The sequence below is a fragment of the Agrobacterium sp. CCNWLW155 genome (assembly GCF_036888815.1).
Taxonomy (GTDB): Bacteria; Pseudomonadota; Alphaproteobacteria; order Rhizobiales; family Rhizobiaceae; genus Agrobacterium; species Agrobacterium radiobacter.
The window spans coordinates 727,871-744,237 of sequence record NZ_JBAKFW010000001.1 but is presented as its reverse complement, the minus strand read 5'-3'; the positions used below and the strand labels follow the sequence as shown (position 1 = coordinate 744,237).

Annotated in this window: 14 protein-coding genes and 1 tRNA gene; 8 read left to right on the top strand and 7 right to left on the bottom strand. The window is 58.8% G+C overall.

All coding sequences use genetic code 11. The annotated features are described in order from the left end of the window. The first annotated feature begins 156 nt into the window (after positions 1-156). Positions 157-1,410 (top strand): TadE/TadG family type IV pilus assembly protein, encoded by a 1,254-nt coding sequence (locus tag V6S97_RS03735; protein WP_003503001.1) that lies wholly within the window; start codon positions 157-159, stop codon positions 1,408-1,410. 43 nt (positions 1,411-1,453) lie between these two features. On the opposite strand, the gene V6S97_RS03730 is transcribed toward V6S97_RS03735, so the two are convergent. Beyond that, positions 1,454-1,600, bottom strand: a complete 147-nt coding sequence (locus tag V6S97_RS03730; RefSeq protein ID WP_223564881.1) for a hypothetical protein — start codon at positions 1,598-1,600, stop codon at positions 1,454-1,456. Between V6S97_RS03730 and V6S97_RS29155 the strand changes: the two genes are divergently transcribed. Together V6S97_RS29155 and V6S97_RS03725 are read left to right on the top strand one after the other, a co-directional pair. Continuing rightward, positions 1,538-1,972, top strand: coding sequence for a pilus assembly protein TadE (locus V6S97_RS29155; RefSeq protein ID WP_349643426.1), 435 nt, complete (start codon positions 1,538-1,540; stop codon positions 1,970-1,972). The genes V6S97_RS03730 and V6S97_RS29155 overlap by 63 nt on opposite strands. Beyond that, entirely contained in the window at positions 1,969-2,550 is a 582-nt protein-coding gene (locus V6S97_RS03725; protein ID WP_060726292.1) for a TadE/TadG family type IV pilus assembly protein, read from the top strand. Before V6S97_RS29155 ends, V6S97_RS03725 begins: the two co-directional genes overlap by 4 nt. A gap of 47 nt (positions 2,551-2,597) precedes the next feature. On the opposite strand, the gene trmFO is transcribed toward V6S97_RS03725, so the two are convergent. From trmFO to V6S97_RS03710, 3 genes are all read right to left on the bottom strand, one after another. Next, positions 2,598-4,040, bottom strand: a complete 1,443-nt coding sequence (gene trmFO / locus V6S97_RS03720) for a methylenetetrahydrofolate--tRNA-(uracil(54)-C(5))-methyltransferase (FADH(2)-oxidizing) TrmFO (RefSeq protein ID WP_003502995.1) — start codon at positions 4,038-4,040, stop codon at positions 2,598-2,600. Between the two features lie 584 nt (positions 4,041-4,624). After that, complete coding sequence (locus tag V6S97_RS03715) at positions 4,625-4,768, bottom strand: DUF1127 domain-containing protein (RefSeq protein ID WP_003495735.1); 144 nt, start codon at positions 4,766-4,768, stop codon at positions 4,625-4,627. Between the two features lie 459 nt (positions 4,769-5,227). Further along, entirely contained in the window at positions 5,228-5,374 is a 147-nt protein-coding gene (locus V6S97_RS03710; RefSeq protein WP_003502992.1) for a DUF1127 domain-containing protein, read from the bottom strand. Positions 5,375-6,008: 634 nt separating this feature from the next. On the opposite strand from V6S97_RS03710, the gene V6S97_RS03705 reads away from it, so the two are divergent. The 4 genes from V6S97_RS03705 to V6S97_RS03690 all read left to right on the top strand — a co-directional run bounded on the left by V6S97_RS03705 (position 6,009) and on the right by V6S97_RS03690 (position 9,455). After that, positions 6,009-6,091 (top strand) — tRNA-Leu (locus V6S97_RS03705). A gap of 242 nt (positions 6,092-6,333) precedes the next feature. Beyond that, positions 6,334-7,812 carry a trigger factor gene (gene tig, locus V6S97_RS03700; protein WP_060725748.1) on the top strand — a complete coding sequence of 493 codons (1,479 nt, stop codon included), beginning with the start codon at positions 6,334-6,336 and terminating at the stop codon, positions 7,810-7,812. Between the two features lie 213 nt (positions 7,813-8,025). Then, complete coding sequence (locus V6S97_RS03695; RefSeq protein ID WP_111794640.1) at positions 8,026-8,586, top strand: nucleoside kinase; 561 nt, start codon at positions 8,026-8,028, stop codon at positions 8,584-8,586. 221 nt (positions 8,587-8,807) lie between these two features. Then, positions 8,808-9,455: a hypothetical protein gene (locus V6S97_RS03690; protein ID WP_111834442.1), complete on the top strand. Its 648-nt coding sequence runs from the start codon at positions 8,808-8,810 to the stop codon at positions 9,453-9,455. A gap of 249 nt (positions 9,456-9,704) precedes the next feature. On the opposite strand, the gene sthA is transcribed toward V6S97_RS03690, so the two are convergent. The 3 genes from sthA to V6S97_RS03675 form a co-directional block, all read right to left on the bottom strand. Continuing rightward, a complete protein-coding gene (gene sthA / locus V6S97_RS03685) occupies positions 9,705-11,108 on the bottom strand; it encodes a Si-specific NAD(P)(+) transhydrogenase (protein ID WP_111834537.1) in 1,404 nt (467 codons plus the stop codon). Between the two features lie 587 nt (positions 11,109-11,695). Continuing rightward, complete coding sequence (locus V6S97_RS03680) at positions 11,696-12,229, bottom strand: DUF1003 domain-containing protein (RefSeq protein WP_003502984.1); 534 nt, start codon at positions 12,227-12,229, stop codon at positions 11,696-11,698. 116 nt (positions 12,230-12,345) lie between these two features. Continuing rightward, the gene (locus tag V6S97_RS03675; protein ID WP_334426097.1) at positions 12,346-14,286 is read right to left on the bottom strand and encodes an LTA synthase family protein; all 1,941 of its coding nucleotides are present in this window, start codon (positions 14,284-14,286) and stop codon (positions 12,346-12,348) included. 221 nt (positions 14,287-14,507) lie between these two features. Here V6S97_RS03675 and V6S97_RS03670 point away from each other — a divergent pair, with 221 nt between their 5' ends. Continuing rightward, positions 14,508-16,187, top strand: a complete 1,680-nt coding sequence (locus V6S97_RS03670) for an NAD+ synthase (protein WP_020809560.1) — start codon at positions 14,508-14,510, stop codon at positions 16,185-16,187. The last annotated feature ends 180 nt before the right edge of the window (positions 16,188-16,367 follow it).

The window sequence follows — 16,367 nt, the reverse complement described above, 5'->3', positions numbered from 1 at the left end:
AGAACTGCTCCCGAAAAAGCGTTCGCCAATCGACAGGCAATTTTCAGCACCCGGCGGCAGGCCGGATATTTTTTAGCGTGGCAGAAAGCCGGGCGCACCGCTTTTCACAGTGCGCCTTTCCCGCCGCGATGAGCGACATGAGACGGTGTTTTCAGGATGTTTGAGTGGACAAGAAAAAAAGCTGTTCGTGAAGGGCTGTTTTCGCTTTTCATAGGCGACCGCACGGCCGCCTTTGCGATCATGACGGCGCTGCTTCTGCCGGTTTTTATCATCCTGATGGGACTGCTTTTTGAGGGCGGTAGAGGCCTGAGTTATTTTCTTCAGTCCAAGCGCGTTATGGCGCTTGCCTGTGAGCGCTCGACCAAACCGACGCGTACCGATGTGGGTGCGGATTCGACACGCCGTGAAAATGTGCTGACAACCTTCGATGCGATGATCCAGTCGACAAAACAAAAGGTGCTGGAACGTGATGTCACCATCAACTGGCTGCGGACTGATATCAAAGCCGAATTCAGCTATCGGCTCTTGTTTGCGGATATGTTCGATGTCGATGAGATGAAATATCGCCTTGCCTATTCCTGCGAGGGTATCCCGCCCTATCCATATGACGGTGAAGTACTCGTCGATAATAATTTTGAAAACAATACTCTCGGCCGGGAGCGTATTCTGAAGAACGGCATAACGACCCAGACGCCCAGCGGGTGCTGGGGTGTGTATCCTTACACGGAGTTGAAATGGCACGGCGGAACGGGACCCGGTATCGAATTGCAGGACTGGAGTAGCCCTTGCTGCCGTAAGATCCATGCATGGGAGGGATATCCGGAAGGTTTCGAAAAAGAGGCTGAAAAGGGAGACGAAACCGCAAATGACAAGGCTTGCAAGTTAAAAGGAAATGAAAAGGCAGTGCAGTCAAGTGACAGGCCGCTGTTTGAGGAGGGTGCCAATAGCAGTCTTGCGTCCCTGCCCACTCGCTATGTTATTGAACTGGATAGTGACTGGGGGACATCAATACAGGGCAAGAAGCGCACTGATGCAAACAGCTCGATCTACAAAGACGTCGAACTTCACCCGGGAAAATACGAGATTTCGGTTTGGTACAATGGCCGAAAGAGCAGTTTTAACAACGTGAAAAGTGCCGAACTGACCAATGGTATCGATATATCTCTGCAACCGCTGCTGCCGCAATCCGGGGCGGTGAAAACCATCTTCCAGATGAAACAAGGCCCGGGGATGAAAAACGCCATCGATCAGGTCATCAGATGGCGGCAGTACCGGGAGCAGATCACGGTCGACACTTATTCCATATACAGGCTGACCATTGCGGCTTCGGGGTTAAGTGATAGCTTCGGCGGCATCATTACCGGCTTTGAGTTGCGATATATCGGACGGTACGGCGATGAGCGTTCCTGAAATCGCACCTGCGGCTCATGGCGGCAAGCAATCGCATGACGGTTCACGGCACCGGCTTTTCAGGCGGCTTTACCTGAGGATTCTTGCCGACAGGCAGGCTGCCGCCGCCGTTGAAGTGGGCCTGCTGTTGCCCGTTTTTCTGATTTTGATTTTCGGAATCCTCGAAATCGGGCTGCTGCTGCTCTACCATCTTTATCTCTCAACCGCTTCGAGTGCCGGCGTTGAATATTTGCGCCGAGCTGCGATGCATCGTCAGCAGGTGACGGAGAGGGCATTGCGGCAGGCGATTTCGTCCGGGTTCATCACCGCGACTAGTGCGGATAATTTGAAGATTTCACTCACGCCAATACTTGATGACGACATTGCCGCGGCCCCCGTCGCATTTCCGATAGAGAACAGCTTTCAGTCGCCGACCGCCGCGGCAGGACAATATATTCTGGCGGTGGGGTACAGGTGGAACTTCGTCATGCCGACGACGCACCTGCTCGTTCCAAGCTCAGGGACTGTCCGTCAGCTCCAAAATGTGTCGCTGGCGATAACGGCTGTGCGGGTGACCGAATGAGCATCATGCGACCTATATCCCGTCTGTATTCCATGGGGCTTTGCCGCTCCGGCGCCGCTGCCGTCGAGATGGCTCTTCTGGCGCCACTGCTCATCCTTGTTCTGGCCGTTGTTCTTGAAATCGGACGCGGATGGCTGAGCTACGATCGCTTTGTGACGGCCGTGGACAATACGGCCCGTTGGTCGGCACGGTTTCCGGAGTTCGAGACCCGGGTGAGAACAGGCGTCAAAACGTTCGTGCTCATGTCCGGAAACGGTCTTCTTCAGACCGAAAAGCTTAACCTCACTTTGAGAAGCGCAAAGCTGGTGGGCAATGTTCCCGAGCTGCAATTTCAGCCGTATAATTTCTTCGGTTCAGCCGAAGGCGTAAAATGGGACAAGGCGATTAAGGACGGCAATTTCGGGCCAAATGAAGCGATTATCGTGGTTTCAGGGCGTTACAGCTATCGACCGCTATTTGCCTTTCTGGCCGATACCACCATAGACTTCGAATATGTAACGGCGATCAATCCATTCTTTTCGCGGCACTACCCCTATCAGTCCGGCAAATCCGATTTCAATAAATGGAATGTCATGTAAGCCATGACCGCGCCCCGCCATTGCGTGGAGCGCGGGTGGTCTCAAATTCAGGATGTGGCGACGGAAGCCTTTGAAAGGTCGAGCCATTCCGCGCAATCCCTCAACGCCCGCGCTGCAATCAGCTGGCGTTTCATGATCGTCTTGTCCTTGCCGCGAAAACGCTTCACGCCTTCAGGCTTGACGATCGAGCCCGGCGTCAGTTCCGGGAAGAGGCCGAAATTGATGTTCATCGGCTGGAAGGAACGTTTGCCCGGCTCATCATCGGAGGAGAGGTGGCCGCCGGTGATGTGGTTGAGAAGCGAGCCGAGCGCGGTGGTGGCCGGCGGCAGGCTCGGGGTCTCGCCCTTCTGCTCGGCGGCGGCGAAGCGGCCGGCGAGAAGGCCGACGGAGGCGCTTTCCACGTAACCTTCGCAGCCGGTAATCTGGCCGGCGAAACGCAGGTCCGGCCGGGATTTCAGCTTCAGCGAGCGGTCGAGCAGGATGGGGGAATCGATATAGGTGTTGCGGTGCAGGCCGCCAAGGCGGGCGAATTCCGCATTTTCGAGGCCCGGAATCATGCGGAACACATCCGCCTGAACGCCATATTTCAGCTTGGTCTGGAAACCGACCATGTTGTAGAGCGTGCCGAGCGCATTGTCCTGGCGCAGCTGGACGACGGCATAGGCCTTGACGGTGGGATTATGGGCGTTGGTCAGGCCCATCGGCTTCATCGGGCCATGGCGCAGCGTCTCACGGCCGCGTTCGGCCATGATCTCGATCGGCAGGCAGCCATCGAAATAGGGCGTGCCTTCCCATTCCTTGAAACCGACCGTGTCGCCGGCAATCAGCGCATCGATGAAGGCGTTATACTGTTCCTCGTTCAGCGGGCAGTTGATGTAATCCTTGCCCGTGCCGCCGGGGCCGACCTTGTCGTAACGCGACTGATACCAGCAGATATCCATGTTGATGCTATCGCGGTGCACGATGGGGGCGATGGCGTCGAAAAAGGCGAGCGCATCCTCACCCGTCTCGGCCTGAATGGCGGCGGCGAGATCCGGCGAGGTGAGCGGGCCGGTGGCGATGATCGAGTTGCCCCATTCCCTCGGCGGCAGGCCGTTCACCTCTTCGCGCACGATCGTCACCAGGGGGTGACTTTCCAGCTCTTTCGTCACGGCTTCAGAAAACCCGTCTCGGTCGACGGCGAGTGCACCGCCGGCCGGCACCTGGTGTCTGTCGGCGCAGGCCATGATCAGTGAGCCGGCGAGCCGCATTTCCGCATGGATGACGCCCACTGCGTTCGCCGTTGCATCGTCGGAGCGGAAGGAGTTGGAACAGACCAGTTCCGCCAGCGTATCGCCCTTATGCGCATCCGTGCCGCGCACGCCGCGCATTTCATGCAGGATGACGGGCACGCCGCTTTGCGCGATCTGCCATGCGGCTTCCGAACCGGCCAGTCCGCCGCCCACGACATGAATGGGAGAAGTGGTCTTGTCTTGCATTTCGGTGTCCATAGGCGGCCGCGGGGCAAAGGCTCCCGTCCGGCGGCTGTCTTTCGAGTGATTGTTCCGCGCGGGTCCCGAAGGACGCTGCATTGTTTGCGGATGCACTAGCATGCATGGCCGGGGCAGCCAAATGTTTTTGGGGTGAGGATTACGACGGAGGGGATGTGGTCTTTATGCTAGCAGGTCGCCCAATGTGATTGGTGACCTCGTCTTCGTCTGGATGTGTAATTTGCTGTGATGGTTGGCAGCGTTTTCTTGTAGGGGGCCATCTTCCTCCGTCATTCCGGCCTTGAGCCGGAATCCAGTCAGCCCAAGTCTTTGGGCTGAAAGGACTCTTCCCACGGCGCAGACGCGCCGTGACTGGATGCCGGATCAAGTCCGGCATGACGGGAGAGGAGTGTAGCGGAAGAGCAACCGACAAGGAGGGGGCGACACCACATGGCGTGGTGTGCTGATGTCCTTCAACCGCCGACTGGCGAGAATTTCCAGCATATTCCGCCAGAATCAAAAACGGCGCCAGAGGCGCCGCTTTTTTAACCTGTCGCTCGATCGTCGCGCCCTGGAGGTCGGGCAGCGGGACGATCGTTTACGCCTTAGCGGAACGAACGGGCTGCTACGTTACGGATGTCGTAACGGGTCAGGCCGATGTCGCTCAGAGCCTGGTTGGACAGGCTGCCAAGTTCGTTGATCGTGCGGCGGTAGGAGATCCAGTTCTTTGCGATGCGGATGGGGTTCATGGTCGTTTCCTCAATCTATCTCTGTTGATTTCGTCTGCCGGCTCAGTGTTTCTCTGTGCTCTCGGCTGTTGAGGTTTATATATAGACATTGAGCCATGTTGTGCAGTGCAGAATTTAGGCTACTGCCATGCATTTGTGCACTATGTCGGCTAAATTTGCGGCTTTGAATATCATCTGGGCAAAATATGAGCGGAAATGCCTGCGTTTCAGGCGGTTTTGACTGATTTGGCAGCCTTTGGCGGCGCAGGAGAGGCTTTCCGGCGTCAAAAGCAGGCTTGGGAGAGGCTCCAGCGCGATCCAGGTCTGTGCAAATGGTCGGCCCATCGATGCATTTTTCATCTGCCGATGCGGCGAGTGGCTGTGCAGTCGCCCAAAACGAAAAAAGGCCGGAGGCGGAAGCCTCAGGCCTTTTTGGGTAGGTCGTCTCGCATCCGCCGCAATAAGCGGCGGGGCGTATAATTAGATGCCGACGGCGGTGCGGGCGACGCGACGGATGTCCTGACGGCCGATGCCGAGGTCATTCAGTTCGCGGTCGGTCATGCGGCCGAGTTCGGTTACGGTCTGACGATACTTGCGCCAGTTGGTCAGCGAGCGTGTGATGTTCATTTTCATCTTCCTCTTCGTGCTGTTCAGTCTCTACGGCCAGTCTTGGGAGGCTTTGGTCCGGGGCTGAACTCGATCTCTGTATGACCATGAATATAATCGGTTTAATCAAAACAAAAACAGACAAAGCAAGATGTCACCTATGCATTAAACGCAAGGCAAGTGGAGAAATCGACCCGATTGCGGCGATCCGTGCATAATTTGTGACCAATTTGTGTGCTTTTGGTGATCGAATGGGGTTGGGCGTTGCGAATCCGGGAGGCATGGCCGGATACGGGGTGGGCGCGGCGCAGAAGCCTCGAATTGCAGATATGAAGCGGGGGGGCGGCAATCCGGCAATGTCGGTTGCGGGAGAGGCTATATATAATGTCAATGTAGCCGCATAAATATTGCCTGCTTCCCCGCCTGCTTCCATGCGGATGTGCCGCTTAATGCCCCGCGGTTTCCCGTTTCCAGCCCAGAATCGCCCCAGTCCGATCCTTGCGCCTCATCCCCTGGCGGCGGCGGCAAATAAGCTTAGGGGGCGGCTGCCTCTCCCCGCCGGCGCGGGCAACAAGAAAAGTCCGGAGGAAACGAAAGGCGGGGGAACGGCGTGCTTGACCCTTTCAGAACATTGTGACATACCGCCGCCCAACGTGCGGGTATGGCGGAATTGGTAGACGCATTGGTTTTAGGTACCAACGCTTCGGCGTGGGAGTTCGAGTCTCTCTACCCGCACCACAAGCAAGGCATGGCTGTGCCACGCTTGCGCCAGAGTGCATCTTTATAAGATGCGGGGAGCTTCGGGGTTCTTTTCTCCCCTTTGGTCTTTGGTCTCCGGTGCAGGCGCAAAGGTGTGCGGCAGGCGCTTGTGTAAAGAAATAAGGGAAGCCACGGCCGGGGAACGAAGTTTCCGGCGCAGTGCTCGAAAGTAAACCAACGGCTGTCTGAGCACCGCCGCCATGATGTGAAGGTTTGAGAAAATGCAGGTTATTGAAACGCTCGCTGAAGGGCTGAAGCGCGAACTCAAGATCGTTATCCCGGCTGCCGACATGAAGGCCCGTCTGGACGAGCGCCTGGTTGACGCCAAGGACAAGGTTCGCATCAACGGTTTCCGTCCCGGCAAGGTGCCGATGGGTCACCTGAAGAAGATGTATGGCAAGTCCATCATGGCCGACCTCGTCAACGAGCTGGTTCGTGAAAAGCCTTCCGAAATCCTTTCCAGCCGCGGCGAGAAGTCTGCTACCCAGCCGGCCATCTCCATGACCGAAGACGAGCAGGAAGCTGAAAAGATCCTGTCGGCCGAATCCGATTTCGAATTCACCGTTGCCTATGAAATCATCCCGGCCATCGAACTGAAGGCCAATGACGGCATCAAGGTTACCCGCGAAGTTGTTGAAGTCTCCGAAGACGAAATCAACGAGCAGATCCTCAAGATCGCCGAAAGCGCCCGCACCTACGAGGCCAAGAAGGGCAAGGCCGCCGATGGCGACCGCGTCACCATGAACTATCTCGGCAAGGTTGACGGCGTTGCCTTCGACGGCGGCGCTGCTGAAGACGCTGAACTGGTTCTCGGTTCTGGCCGCTTCATCCCCGGCTTCGAAGACCAGCTCGTTGGCGTCAAGGCCGGCGACGAAAAGACCATCACCGTGACCTTCCCGGCCGACTACCCGGCTGCGAACCTCGCGGGCAAGGAAGCCAACTTCGACATCACCGTCAAGGAAGTTGCTGCCGCCGCTGCTGTTGAAATCAACGACGAACTGGCCACCAAGCTCGGTCTCGAATCGGCTGAAAAGCTGAAGGAAATCGTCAAGGGCCAGATCGAAAGCCAGTACGGCAACGTCACCCGCCAGAAGGTCAAGCGTCAGATCCTCGACCAGCTGGACGAGATGTACAAGTTCGACACGCCGGCTGGCCTCGTCGACGCCGAGTTCGATAACATCTGGCGCCAGATCAACACCGATCTCGCCCAGTCCGGCAAGACCTTCGCTGACGAAGACACGACCGAAGAAGAAGCCCGCGAAGAATATCGCAAGCTTGCTGAGCGTCGCGTTCGTCTCGGCCTCGTTCTCTCCGAAATCGGCGAAAAGGCCGGCGTTGAAGTGACCGAAGAAGAAATGCAGCGCGCGCTGTTCCAGCAGCTGCAGCAGTTCCCCGGCCAGCAGAAGGAAATCCTCGATTTCTTCCGCAACACCCCCGGCGCTTCCGCTTCGCTGCGCGCTCCGATCTTTGAAGAGAAGGTCATCGACAAGCTGCTCTCCGAAATCTCGGTAACGGACAAGACCGTTTCCAAGGAAGAGCTGCTGGCTGACGACGGCGAAGAAGAAACGGAAACCAAGAAGAAGGCTCCGGCCAAGAAAAAGGCTGCTGCCAAGGCTGACGCCGCCGCTGAAGGCGAAGAAGCCGCTCCGAAGAAGAAGGCTCCGGCCAAGAAAAAGGCCGCCGAAGGCGACGCCGAATAATCTTCTTCGGTGCAAGCTGATTGAACAAAGGGCCGCGGCGAAAGCTGCGGCCTTTTTGTTTGGGCGCCGGTTTTCTGGCAGTATTGCCCGCCCGGTTTCGGGCTTTTGACATCGTTGCGTCATTCTGAATCATTATCGTTAGAGACCGTGGCCGCCGAACCGGAAATATAGGCACCATCGCCACGACGCCGGGGAATGTTGAAGGGTCGTGTTATGGGTGTCAGAAACTATTTGATCGAGGGTGTTTCCGGCACCGGTAAAACCTCGGTGGCAACCGAACTCCAGCGACGTGGCTATCATGTCATCCACGGCGACCGTGAACTTGCCTACAAAGGTGATCCTGAAACAGGCGAACCGGTCGATCTCTCGCTGTTTCAAGGGGATGGGGATATTATCTACCGTCATCGGCATCATATTTGGGATGTCAAAAAAGTGCAGGCGCTGGTGACTGATCGACGTCACGCGATCACGTTCTTCTGCGGCGGCTCAAGGAACTTTGGGCGTTTTATAGACCGCTTCGATCAGGTCTTCGTTCTGGATATCGACGTCGCGATCTTGCGAAGACGGTTGATGGAGAGGCCTGAGGACGAGTTCGGCGGAAAGGCGGCCGAACGCGAATTTGTCTTGCAACTCCATGCGACGAAAGAAGACCTACCCGCCTCTGCAACGGTCATTGATTCCTCCAGGCCTTTAGACGTGGTGATTGATGACATCCTGGCCCGCTGCGTTGGCCCGACCTCAGGAAATGAGCAGCACGGGGATTCTTCGTTTTGATCACAATGCGGTGCAGCATGATTTTTTGCTGCATCTGCTCTTGTTCATCTCCCGTTCATCTGGCACCCTGCGCAGCATGATTTGCCCCGGTCGCTGAACGCGGCCGCTCGGGTACTGTGCGCCGCTTTTATGCGGCCTCATCGCTGCCAAACCATTGGCCTTGAGCTTTTACCGTGCCTGCCGGGTCTTCCGGCGCGCCCTTAATCTGCCAGGGGACAAATATGTCGCTCCGAACGGGTTCTGCCCTTGTATTGTCGTTCTTTACCGCCGCCACGGCCGCTCATGCCGATGAGGCCGGGCTGATCTGGAAACCGGTCAAGAATTCCGATCGTTCCTACACGGCGCGCATCGGCGCCAAGCTGCCGGTCGATACGCCGATCCGGGCGGGGCTGGAAATGGGCATGAATGCCTCGAGGACGGGGCAGGTGGTGGATACGCCGGTTCGGCTGTGGGGTAATGTCACGCTGCTGGCGGAACAGCTGCCCGGTGTCTCGCTTGCACGCGATGTCGGTGTCATCGTCAATGCATTGACGGGGTCGAGCAGCCTCTCCATGACATCACAGCAGAAGCGCATCGTCACGCCGGAACTGGATATCGAGGCGAACCGCAATTTCACCGTGCGTTACGACGGCACGGCGCAGCAATGGAACGGTCTTGATGTGTCGCAGTCGTTGCGCCTGTCCCGCTCGGAAACCGGCACGGCCTTCGTGCTGACGGGGGCGAGCCGCAACAGCTTCAACGAGTTCAGCAGCGGCGTGGCGGTGGAGCAGAAGATCGGCGATAATCTGACGGTGCGCGGAACGCTTGACCAGGGTTTTGCGGATCATTTCCGGCCGGGGGTGAGTGCGCGGTATAGTATTCGCTGGTGAGGGGGGCGGGCTGCTTGGGCCGGGATCATCTCTGGACAAGAGGAAAGATGCAGGTGAATGTCTCTCTTCCGTCATGCCGGACCTGATCCGGCATCCAGCCACGGCGCGTCTGCGCCTTGAGGCGAGTCTTTTCAGCCCAAGGACTTGGGCTGGCTGGACCCCGGATCAAGTCCGGGGTGACGAGGAGAGGAGGCTACGACCTTACCACAAGCGCCCGTATGGCGTTGTGCCGTTCCGCTGAATACTCTCTCAATCCTTCTTGATCTCACCCATGCGGTTCCACGCATCCAGCCCGGCAATCTTGTAGGCTTCCGCGAGCGTGGGGTAATTGAACGTATTCTCCACGAAATATTCCACCGTGCCTTTGAGATTCAGCACCGCCTGGCCGATATGCACCAGTTCCGTTGCGCCTTCGCCGACGATGTGGACGCCGAGCAGGCGGCGGGTTTTCAGCGAGAAGATCATCTTCAAGAGCCCGCTGTCGAGACCCATGATGTGGCCGCGGGAGGTTTCGCGGAAATGGGCGATGCCGCATTCATAGGGAATGGCGCGTTCGATGACTTCTTCTTCCGTCAGGCCGCAGGTGGAGATTTCAGGCACGGCATAGATGCCGTAGGGGAAGAATTGCGGCGGTTCGCCGGCCGGTGCACCGACGGCATGGCGGGCGGCGATGCGGCCCTGTTCCATGGACGTGGATGCAAGGCTCGGGAAACCGATGATGTCGCCGGCGGCATAGATGTTCGGCACCGAGGTCTGGAAGGTCTCGGGATCGACCTTCAGGCGGCCGCGGCTGTCGGCCTCCAGCCCGCAGGCCGAAAGGTTGAGCGTATCGGTAGCGCCGACGCGGCCGGCGGCAAACAGCACCGTCTCGGCCTTGAGGACGCGACCATTGCCGAGCGAGACGAGGCATTTGCCGCTGTCGTCACGCTCCACCTTTTCCGCCTTCTGCCCGAAGATCAGCTTCATGTTGCGGTCGCGCAGCTGATAGGCGAAATCCTCGACGATTTCCTTGTCGATGAATTCCAGCATCGTTTCGCGCGGCTCCACCACCGTCACCTGCGTGTCGAGCGCGCTGAAGATGGTGGCGTATTCGATGCCGATGACGCCGGCGCCGACAACGATCATCGAGCGCGGCAGTTCCTTGATCTCGAGAATCTCGTCCGAATCGAGCACCGCTTCGCCATCGAAGGGAATATGCGGCGGCCGGTAGGGGCGGGTGCCAATGGTCAGCAGGATGGATGTCGCGGTAACGGTCATGATCTCACCATCGCTTTTCACCACCTTCATGGTGTTGGCGTCGATGAAGCTTGCCGTGCCGCGAATGTGCTGGACGCGGTTGCGGGCGAACTGGTGCTCCAGCACTTCCACTTCGTGATCCAGCGTGATGAGCAGGCGGCGGCGCAGGTCTTCGGCGTCGATCTCCTGCTTGACACGATAGGCGCGCCCGTAAAAACCGCGCTCGCGCCAGCCGGTGAGGTTGAGCGCCGTTTCGCGCAGGGTCTTCGAAGGGATGGTGCCGGTGTGCACCGAAACGCCGCCGACGCGGCTGCCCTTCTCGATGACCAGAACCTTCTTTTCGAGCTTGGCGGCCTGAATGGCGGCCCGTCTTCCCGCCGGACCGCTGCCGACAACAATCAGATCGAACTGGTGCATGAAAAACCCCGGAACAGAATTATTGCAATGACCGGATGTCGCATCCGGTATGGCGTCGCCGCGAAATGGTCGTGATGCCATTTTGACGATGGGGAGTGATTCCCCCTTCAGCCTTGCCCGCAAGAGTGCAATGCAACAAACGCCTGCGTCAATCTGTAGCGTAAGAATCTGACGGATTCGTAACTGGGGGTGAGCTTTCAGGAGGTTGTGCGATTCTTAGTGGGCGGGGTAAGCCCCGCGAACTTCGGTCGACTTTTCCAGAAAACACTCTAAAACCCCAACAGCTTCATCCCGCACGGCGCTACCGGGCGGGGATGGTTTGGGCGTCGGGCGATTGCCCGGCCGCGCTTTGGTTGGGGTTGGTGTGGGTCGGATGCGTTGCGCAGCCGGGTCTTTCACCATGCCGTATTTCGCAAAGGGCCGTGCACCGCCTGTTGCGAAATGGTCCTTTCCACGAACGTTGCCAGCGTTCCCACCACAGGACCGTCCCTTGGTTTCCGCCACGTCTGGCAGCCACCCGGCAGGACTGCGTTCACTCTAACAGCGCGCCGCGGAGCGGGGAAAAGCGGGGACGAATTTTTCCGGCGTCAGTCTTCCTTGCGGGTAACGTGGCGGTGGAGCGCGGCAAGGTCCTGGCGGAGCGCCGCCAATTCGGCCAGCACTTTCACATCGATCTTTTCATGCAGTGAAAGAACCTCGAGCTCGGCCTTCAGGTTCACCTCATAATCCTTGGCGGCCTCAAAACGGTCACGGGCGGCCTGACGGTTCTGCGACATCATGATGATCGGCGCCTGAATGGCGGCCAGCATGGAGAGCAGCAGGTTGAGGAAGATGAAGGGATAGGGGTCGAAGGCGCGCGTCGTCAGCACGATGGTGTTGACGATGGCCCAGACCACCAGGAAAAAGCAGAAGCTGAGGATGAAACCCCAGGAGCCGCCGACCTTGGCGATATTGTCGGCCAGCCTGTCGCCGAGGCTGGCGCCGGCGGAAAATTCCGCGTTGATGTCGCTCGAAACCAGCTTTTTCTGGTGCGAGAGTTCGAGAATACGCTGCTCCACCTCGCCGATTTCGCGGGAGGAGCGCTTGAAGTGCGAAACGATATAGTCGGAGATATCTGACACGGTGTTTCTCCGGTTCTGATGGGGCGATGCGGATGTTTCCCGAGATAAACCCGCATGGCGGTGGAATTCAAACGATTTCCACCGCCATGCGGTTCAGGCGTCCCCGCCGAAAACCATCAGACCGACGGCGCGCCCTCATGCAGCCAGTTGAAACCGGGGAAGAAGCGCTCGCGGCCATATTGCTGGCCGAACATCATGTCGAACTGCAGCAGGCGGTAATCGCGCACCACGTCGGGAATGGAATTGGGCGCAATCGACCAGTCGGGCAGGGCCTTGCCGTCGGTCGCCACCAGCATATGCCGGTCGATGACGGAGAAGGCCTTCTGCACCTCGCCCAGTGTGCCGGTATAGAAGGGATCGGAGAAGCCGGCCGTCTTCAACACATGATAGGGCAGAAGCGCCGGGCTGATGGTGCCGATATTCTTGCGCACGCCCTTCCTGGAGGACCAGACGACGAGCGGTGTCTCGTGTTCCTTCTTCATCACCTCCAGCGGCGCACGGCGGCTTGCCACCATGCCCGGCATGTAACCGCTTTCCACGAAGGTCTGGCCGAGCGGCGGCAGGTGATCGCCGAAGAGGACGATGATGGTTTCACGGTCGCGTTTTTTTGCCCAGCGCATCAGTTTCAGCAGCGCTTCATCGGCTTCCGCCACCCCTTGCGAATAGGTGGCAAGCGCCTGCGAGGCGGAGGCGGAGAGATCACCTTCGACGCCGATGGTGTTTTCGGCGTAACGGGTGGCCTCGTAAGGGCCGTGTCCCTGCAGGGTGACGGCGAAGAGGAAAAGCGGGTTCTGCGTCCGGTCCGCCGTCGCCATGATCTCGTCCATCAGCGCATCGTCGGAGGCGAAGTTGCCGCGTTTTTCCATGGCTGGCAGCGTCTCTTCCGAGCGGAATTCCTCGAAGCCGAAATTCCTGTAGACCTGCTTGCGGTTCCAGAACCATTCCTGGAACGGGTGCATGGCGATGGCCGAATAGCCTTCACCGCGGAAGAAACTGGCGAGCGAGGGCACCGGGCGGCGAATATATTGCTGATAGGGTATGCTGCCATAGGGCAGGAAGGCGTTGGAAAAGCCGGTCAGCGCCTCGAATTCCACATTCGCCGTCATGCCGCCGAACTCGGGCGAAAAGACGTTGCCCGACTGTTTGGCGCGGATGGTCGGCATCGGATCGGCCGAAAGCTTCACGTTTTCGAGCCGCGCCGGGTCCCAGAGCGATTCGCTCATCAGCATGATGACGTCAGGGTAGTCGCCCTTGTTGGCGGCGAAGGCGGCGGGTTTGGACGTCAGGTCGGCGATGCTGTTTTCACCGTAACCCTGCGGCGCCGAGACATTGGCCATCGGAATATTGAAGGCGAAGGCCATCAGGAAACCGTTGTGGCGGTAGTTTTCCTGCTGATCCCACATCATGGGTATGATGTTAAGACGGTCACGTGCCCAGGAATAGTGCGAATAGTCCATCAGCGAGGCCAGACCGGCAAGAAGCGGCAGCGCCAGCGCGAGACCAGCCGCGCGCTCACGCCAGCGCAGGACGGGCGAATGGCGGCGCGCCAGCAGCCATAGCGCCACAAGTGCCGCAATGGCGGCGCAGATGCCAAGCCCGAGCAGCGCGGCCGTCAAGGGCTGTGCTTTCAGCATGGTCGGCAGAAGCTCGAGGATCTGCCGGCCGAACAGCAGGTCGGAGGGGTAAAGCGGATCGGAAAGATAGGTCTGTTTCTGCGCGGAGATCAGCCCGGTCATCGCGCAGAGCGGTGCAATGGCGATCAGCGACAGGTAACGCCGGCCAAGGATGGCATCCAGCGCCACGAGAAGGGCGAGCACGGCGGCAATGGTGGTCATGCCGGGGCGTGCGGATGAGGTGAGGAAAGCACCGACATCCGTGAGCGAACCGCGGGCGATCCACTCCAGCACCACAACGAGCACAACGGATGCGACCGTCAGATTGGCAAGCGTATAGGCCGTGCCCGAAAGCTTCGAAAGGCTCCTAATCCCTGCAGGCGAAAAGACAAAACCAGCCTTTTCGGAAGCCGTTGTTTTTGGCGCCGAATGTCTCAAACCCATACTCCGGTATTTCAGGCGGCACGGCCGATCCGGGGAGGTGAATCGGGTGTCGCAAAAGTGTCATGTAACTGTCACATAAGCGCGATGAACGCGACATGAACTTTGCGCAGCCTGGCCGGTGCGGCGATAACCTTAGCGTGAACGCGCGCGCCCGATGCGTAACGGCGCCGCCATGCAATTGCCGCGTTGCGGAGCGGGCACGGGCGCGGTATTGAAAAGCCATGAGCGACAGACACGATATCCAGAACCATCTCCGGATTGCCGTCGGGCAGTTCAATCCCACTGTTGGCGACGTGGCGGGCAATCTCGCCAGGGCGCGCGAGGCTAGGGCCGATGCGGCAACGCAGGGCGCAGACCTTCTGCTTCTGACCGAACTCTTCATTTCAGGCTATCCGCCTGAGGATCTGGTGCTGAAGCCGGCTTTCCTGAAAGCATGCCTGAAAGCGGTGGAAGAACTGGCGGCGGAGACCGCCGATGGCGGGCCGGGCGTCGTTATCGGTTTTCCGCGACAGGGCGAGACGGGCCGGCACAATTCCGTGGCGCTTCTGGATGGCGGCAAGATCATCGCGCTGCGCGACAAGATAGACCTGCCGAATTACGGTGAATTCGACGAAAAACGTGTTTTCTCCGAGGGTTCGATTTCCGGTCCCTATAATTTCCGTGGGGTCAGGATCGGCATTCCGATCTGCGAGGAAATCTGGAACGATATGGGTGTCTGCGAGACGCTCTCCGAAAGCGGGGCGGAAATCCTGCTGGTGCCGAACGGTTCGCCCTATTATCGCGGCAAGCTGGATGTGCGCCATCAGGTGGCGCTCAGGCAGGTGATCGAAAGCGGCCTGCCGCTCGTTTTCGCCAACCAGCTGGGCGGGCAGGACGAGCTGGTATTCGATGGCGCAAGCTTCGGTTTCAATGCCGACAAGACGCTTGCCTTCCAGATGAGCCAGTTCGAGGCCACACTTGCCGTCACCGACTGGAAACGCACGGCAGATGGCTGGCGCTGCGAAAGCGGGCCTTTCTCGAAGATTCCCGAAGGTGAGGAAGCGGATTACCGCGCCTGCATGCTGGGCTTCCGTGATTACGTCAACAAGAACGGCTTCAAGAGCGTGGTTCTCGGCCTTTCCGGCGGCATCGATTCGGCGATCTGTGCCGCCCTTGCCGTCGATGCGCTGGGCGAGGAGCGGGTGCGCTGCATCATGCTGCCTTACCGTTATACCTCGGAAGAATCGCTGAAGGACGCGGCCGATTGCGCCAGGGCGCTGGGCTGCCGCTACGATATCGTGCCGATCGTGGAACCGGTGGAAGGGTTCCTCTCGGCGCTGTCCGATCTCTTCGAGGGCACGGAAGAGGGCATTACCGAGGAAAACCTGCAGAGCCGCACGCGCGGCACCATCCTGATGGCCGTCTCGAACAAGTTCGGCTCGATGGTGGTGACGACGGGCAACAAGTCTGAGATGTCGGTGGGTTACGCCACGCTTTACGGCGATATGAATGGCGGTTTCAACCCCATCAAGGACCTCTACAAGATGCAGGTCTATGCCATTTCCAGCTGGCGCAACGCCCATGTTCCGCCGGGTGCTCTCGGCCCTTCCGGCGAGGTGATCCCCGCCAATATCATTTCCAAGGCTCCTTCGGCCGAATTGCGTCCCAACCAGACCGACCAGGATTCGCTGCCGCCCTATCCGGTGCTCGACGATATTCTGGAATGCCTTGTCGAGAAGGAAATGTCGGTCGAGGAGATTCTCGCGCGCGGCCATGATGTGGCCACCGTGCACCGGGTGGAGCATCTGCTTTACCTCGCCGAATACAAGCGCCGGCAGTCGGCGCCGGGTGTTAAGATCACCAAGAAGAACTTCGGTCGTGACCGGCGTTATCCGATCACCAACCGGTTCCGGGATCGGTGATTGAGGGCGCGCGCCATTGATTTCTGGCGGGTGAGTTACTGACTTTCTCCGTCATCCTCGCCCTTGAGGCGAGGATTCATGCGCGGTTGAGATTGTGGGTCCTCGGGTCAAGCCCAAGGATGACGTCGCGTGTGAGGAGCTTTTTGACAGCCCATAGACGGCGCGGAGAACACCCCGCGC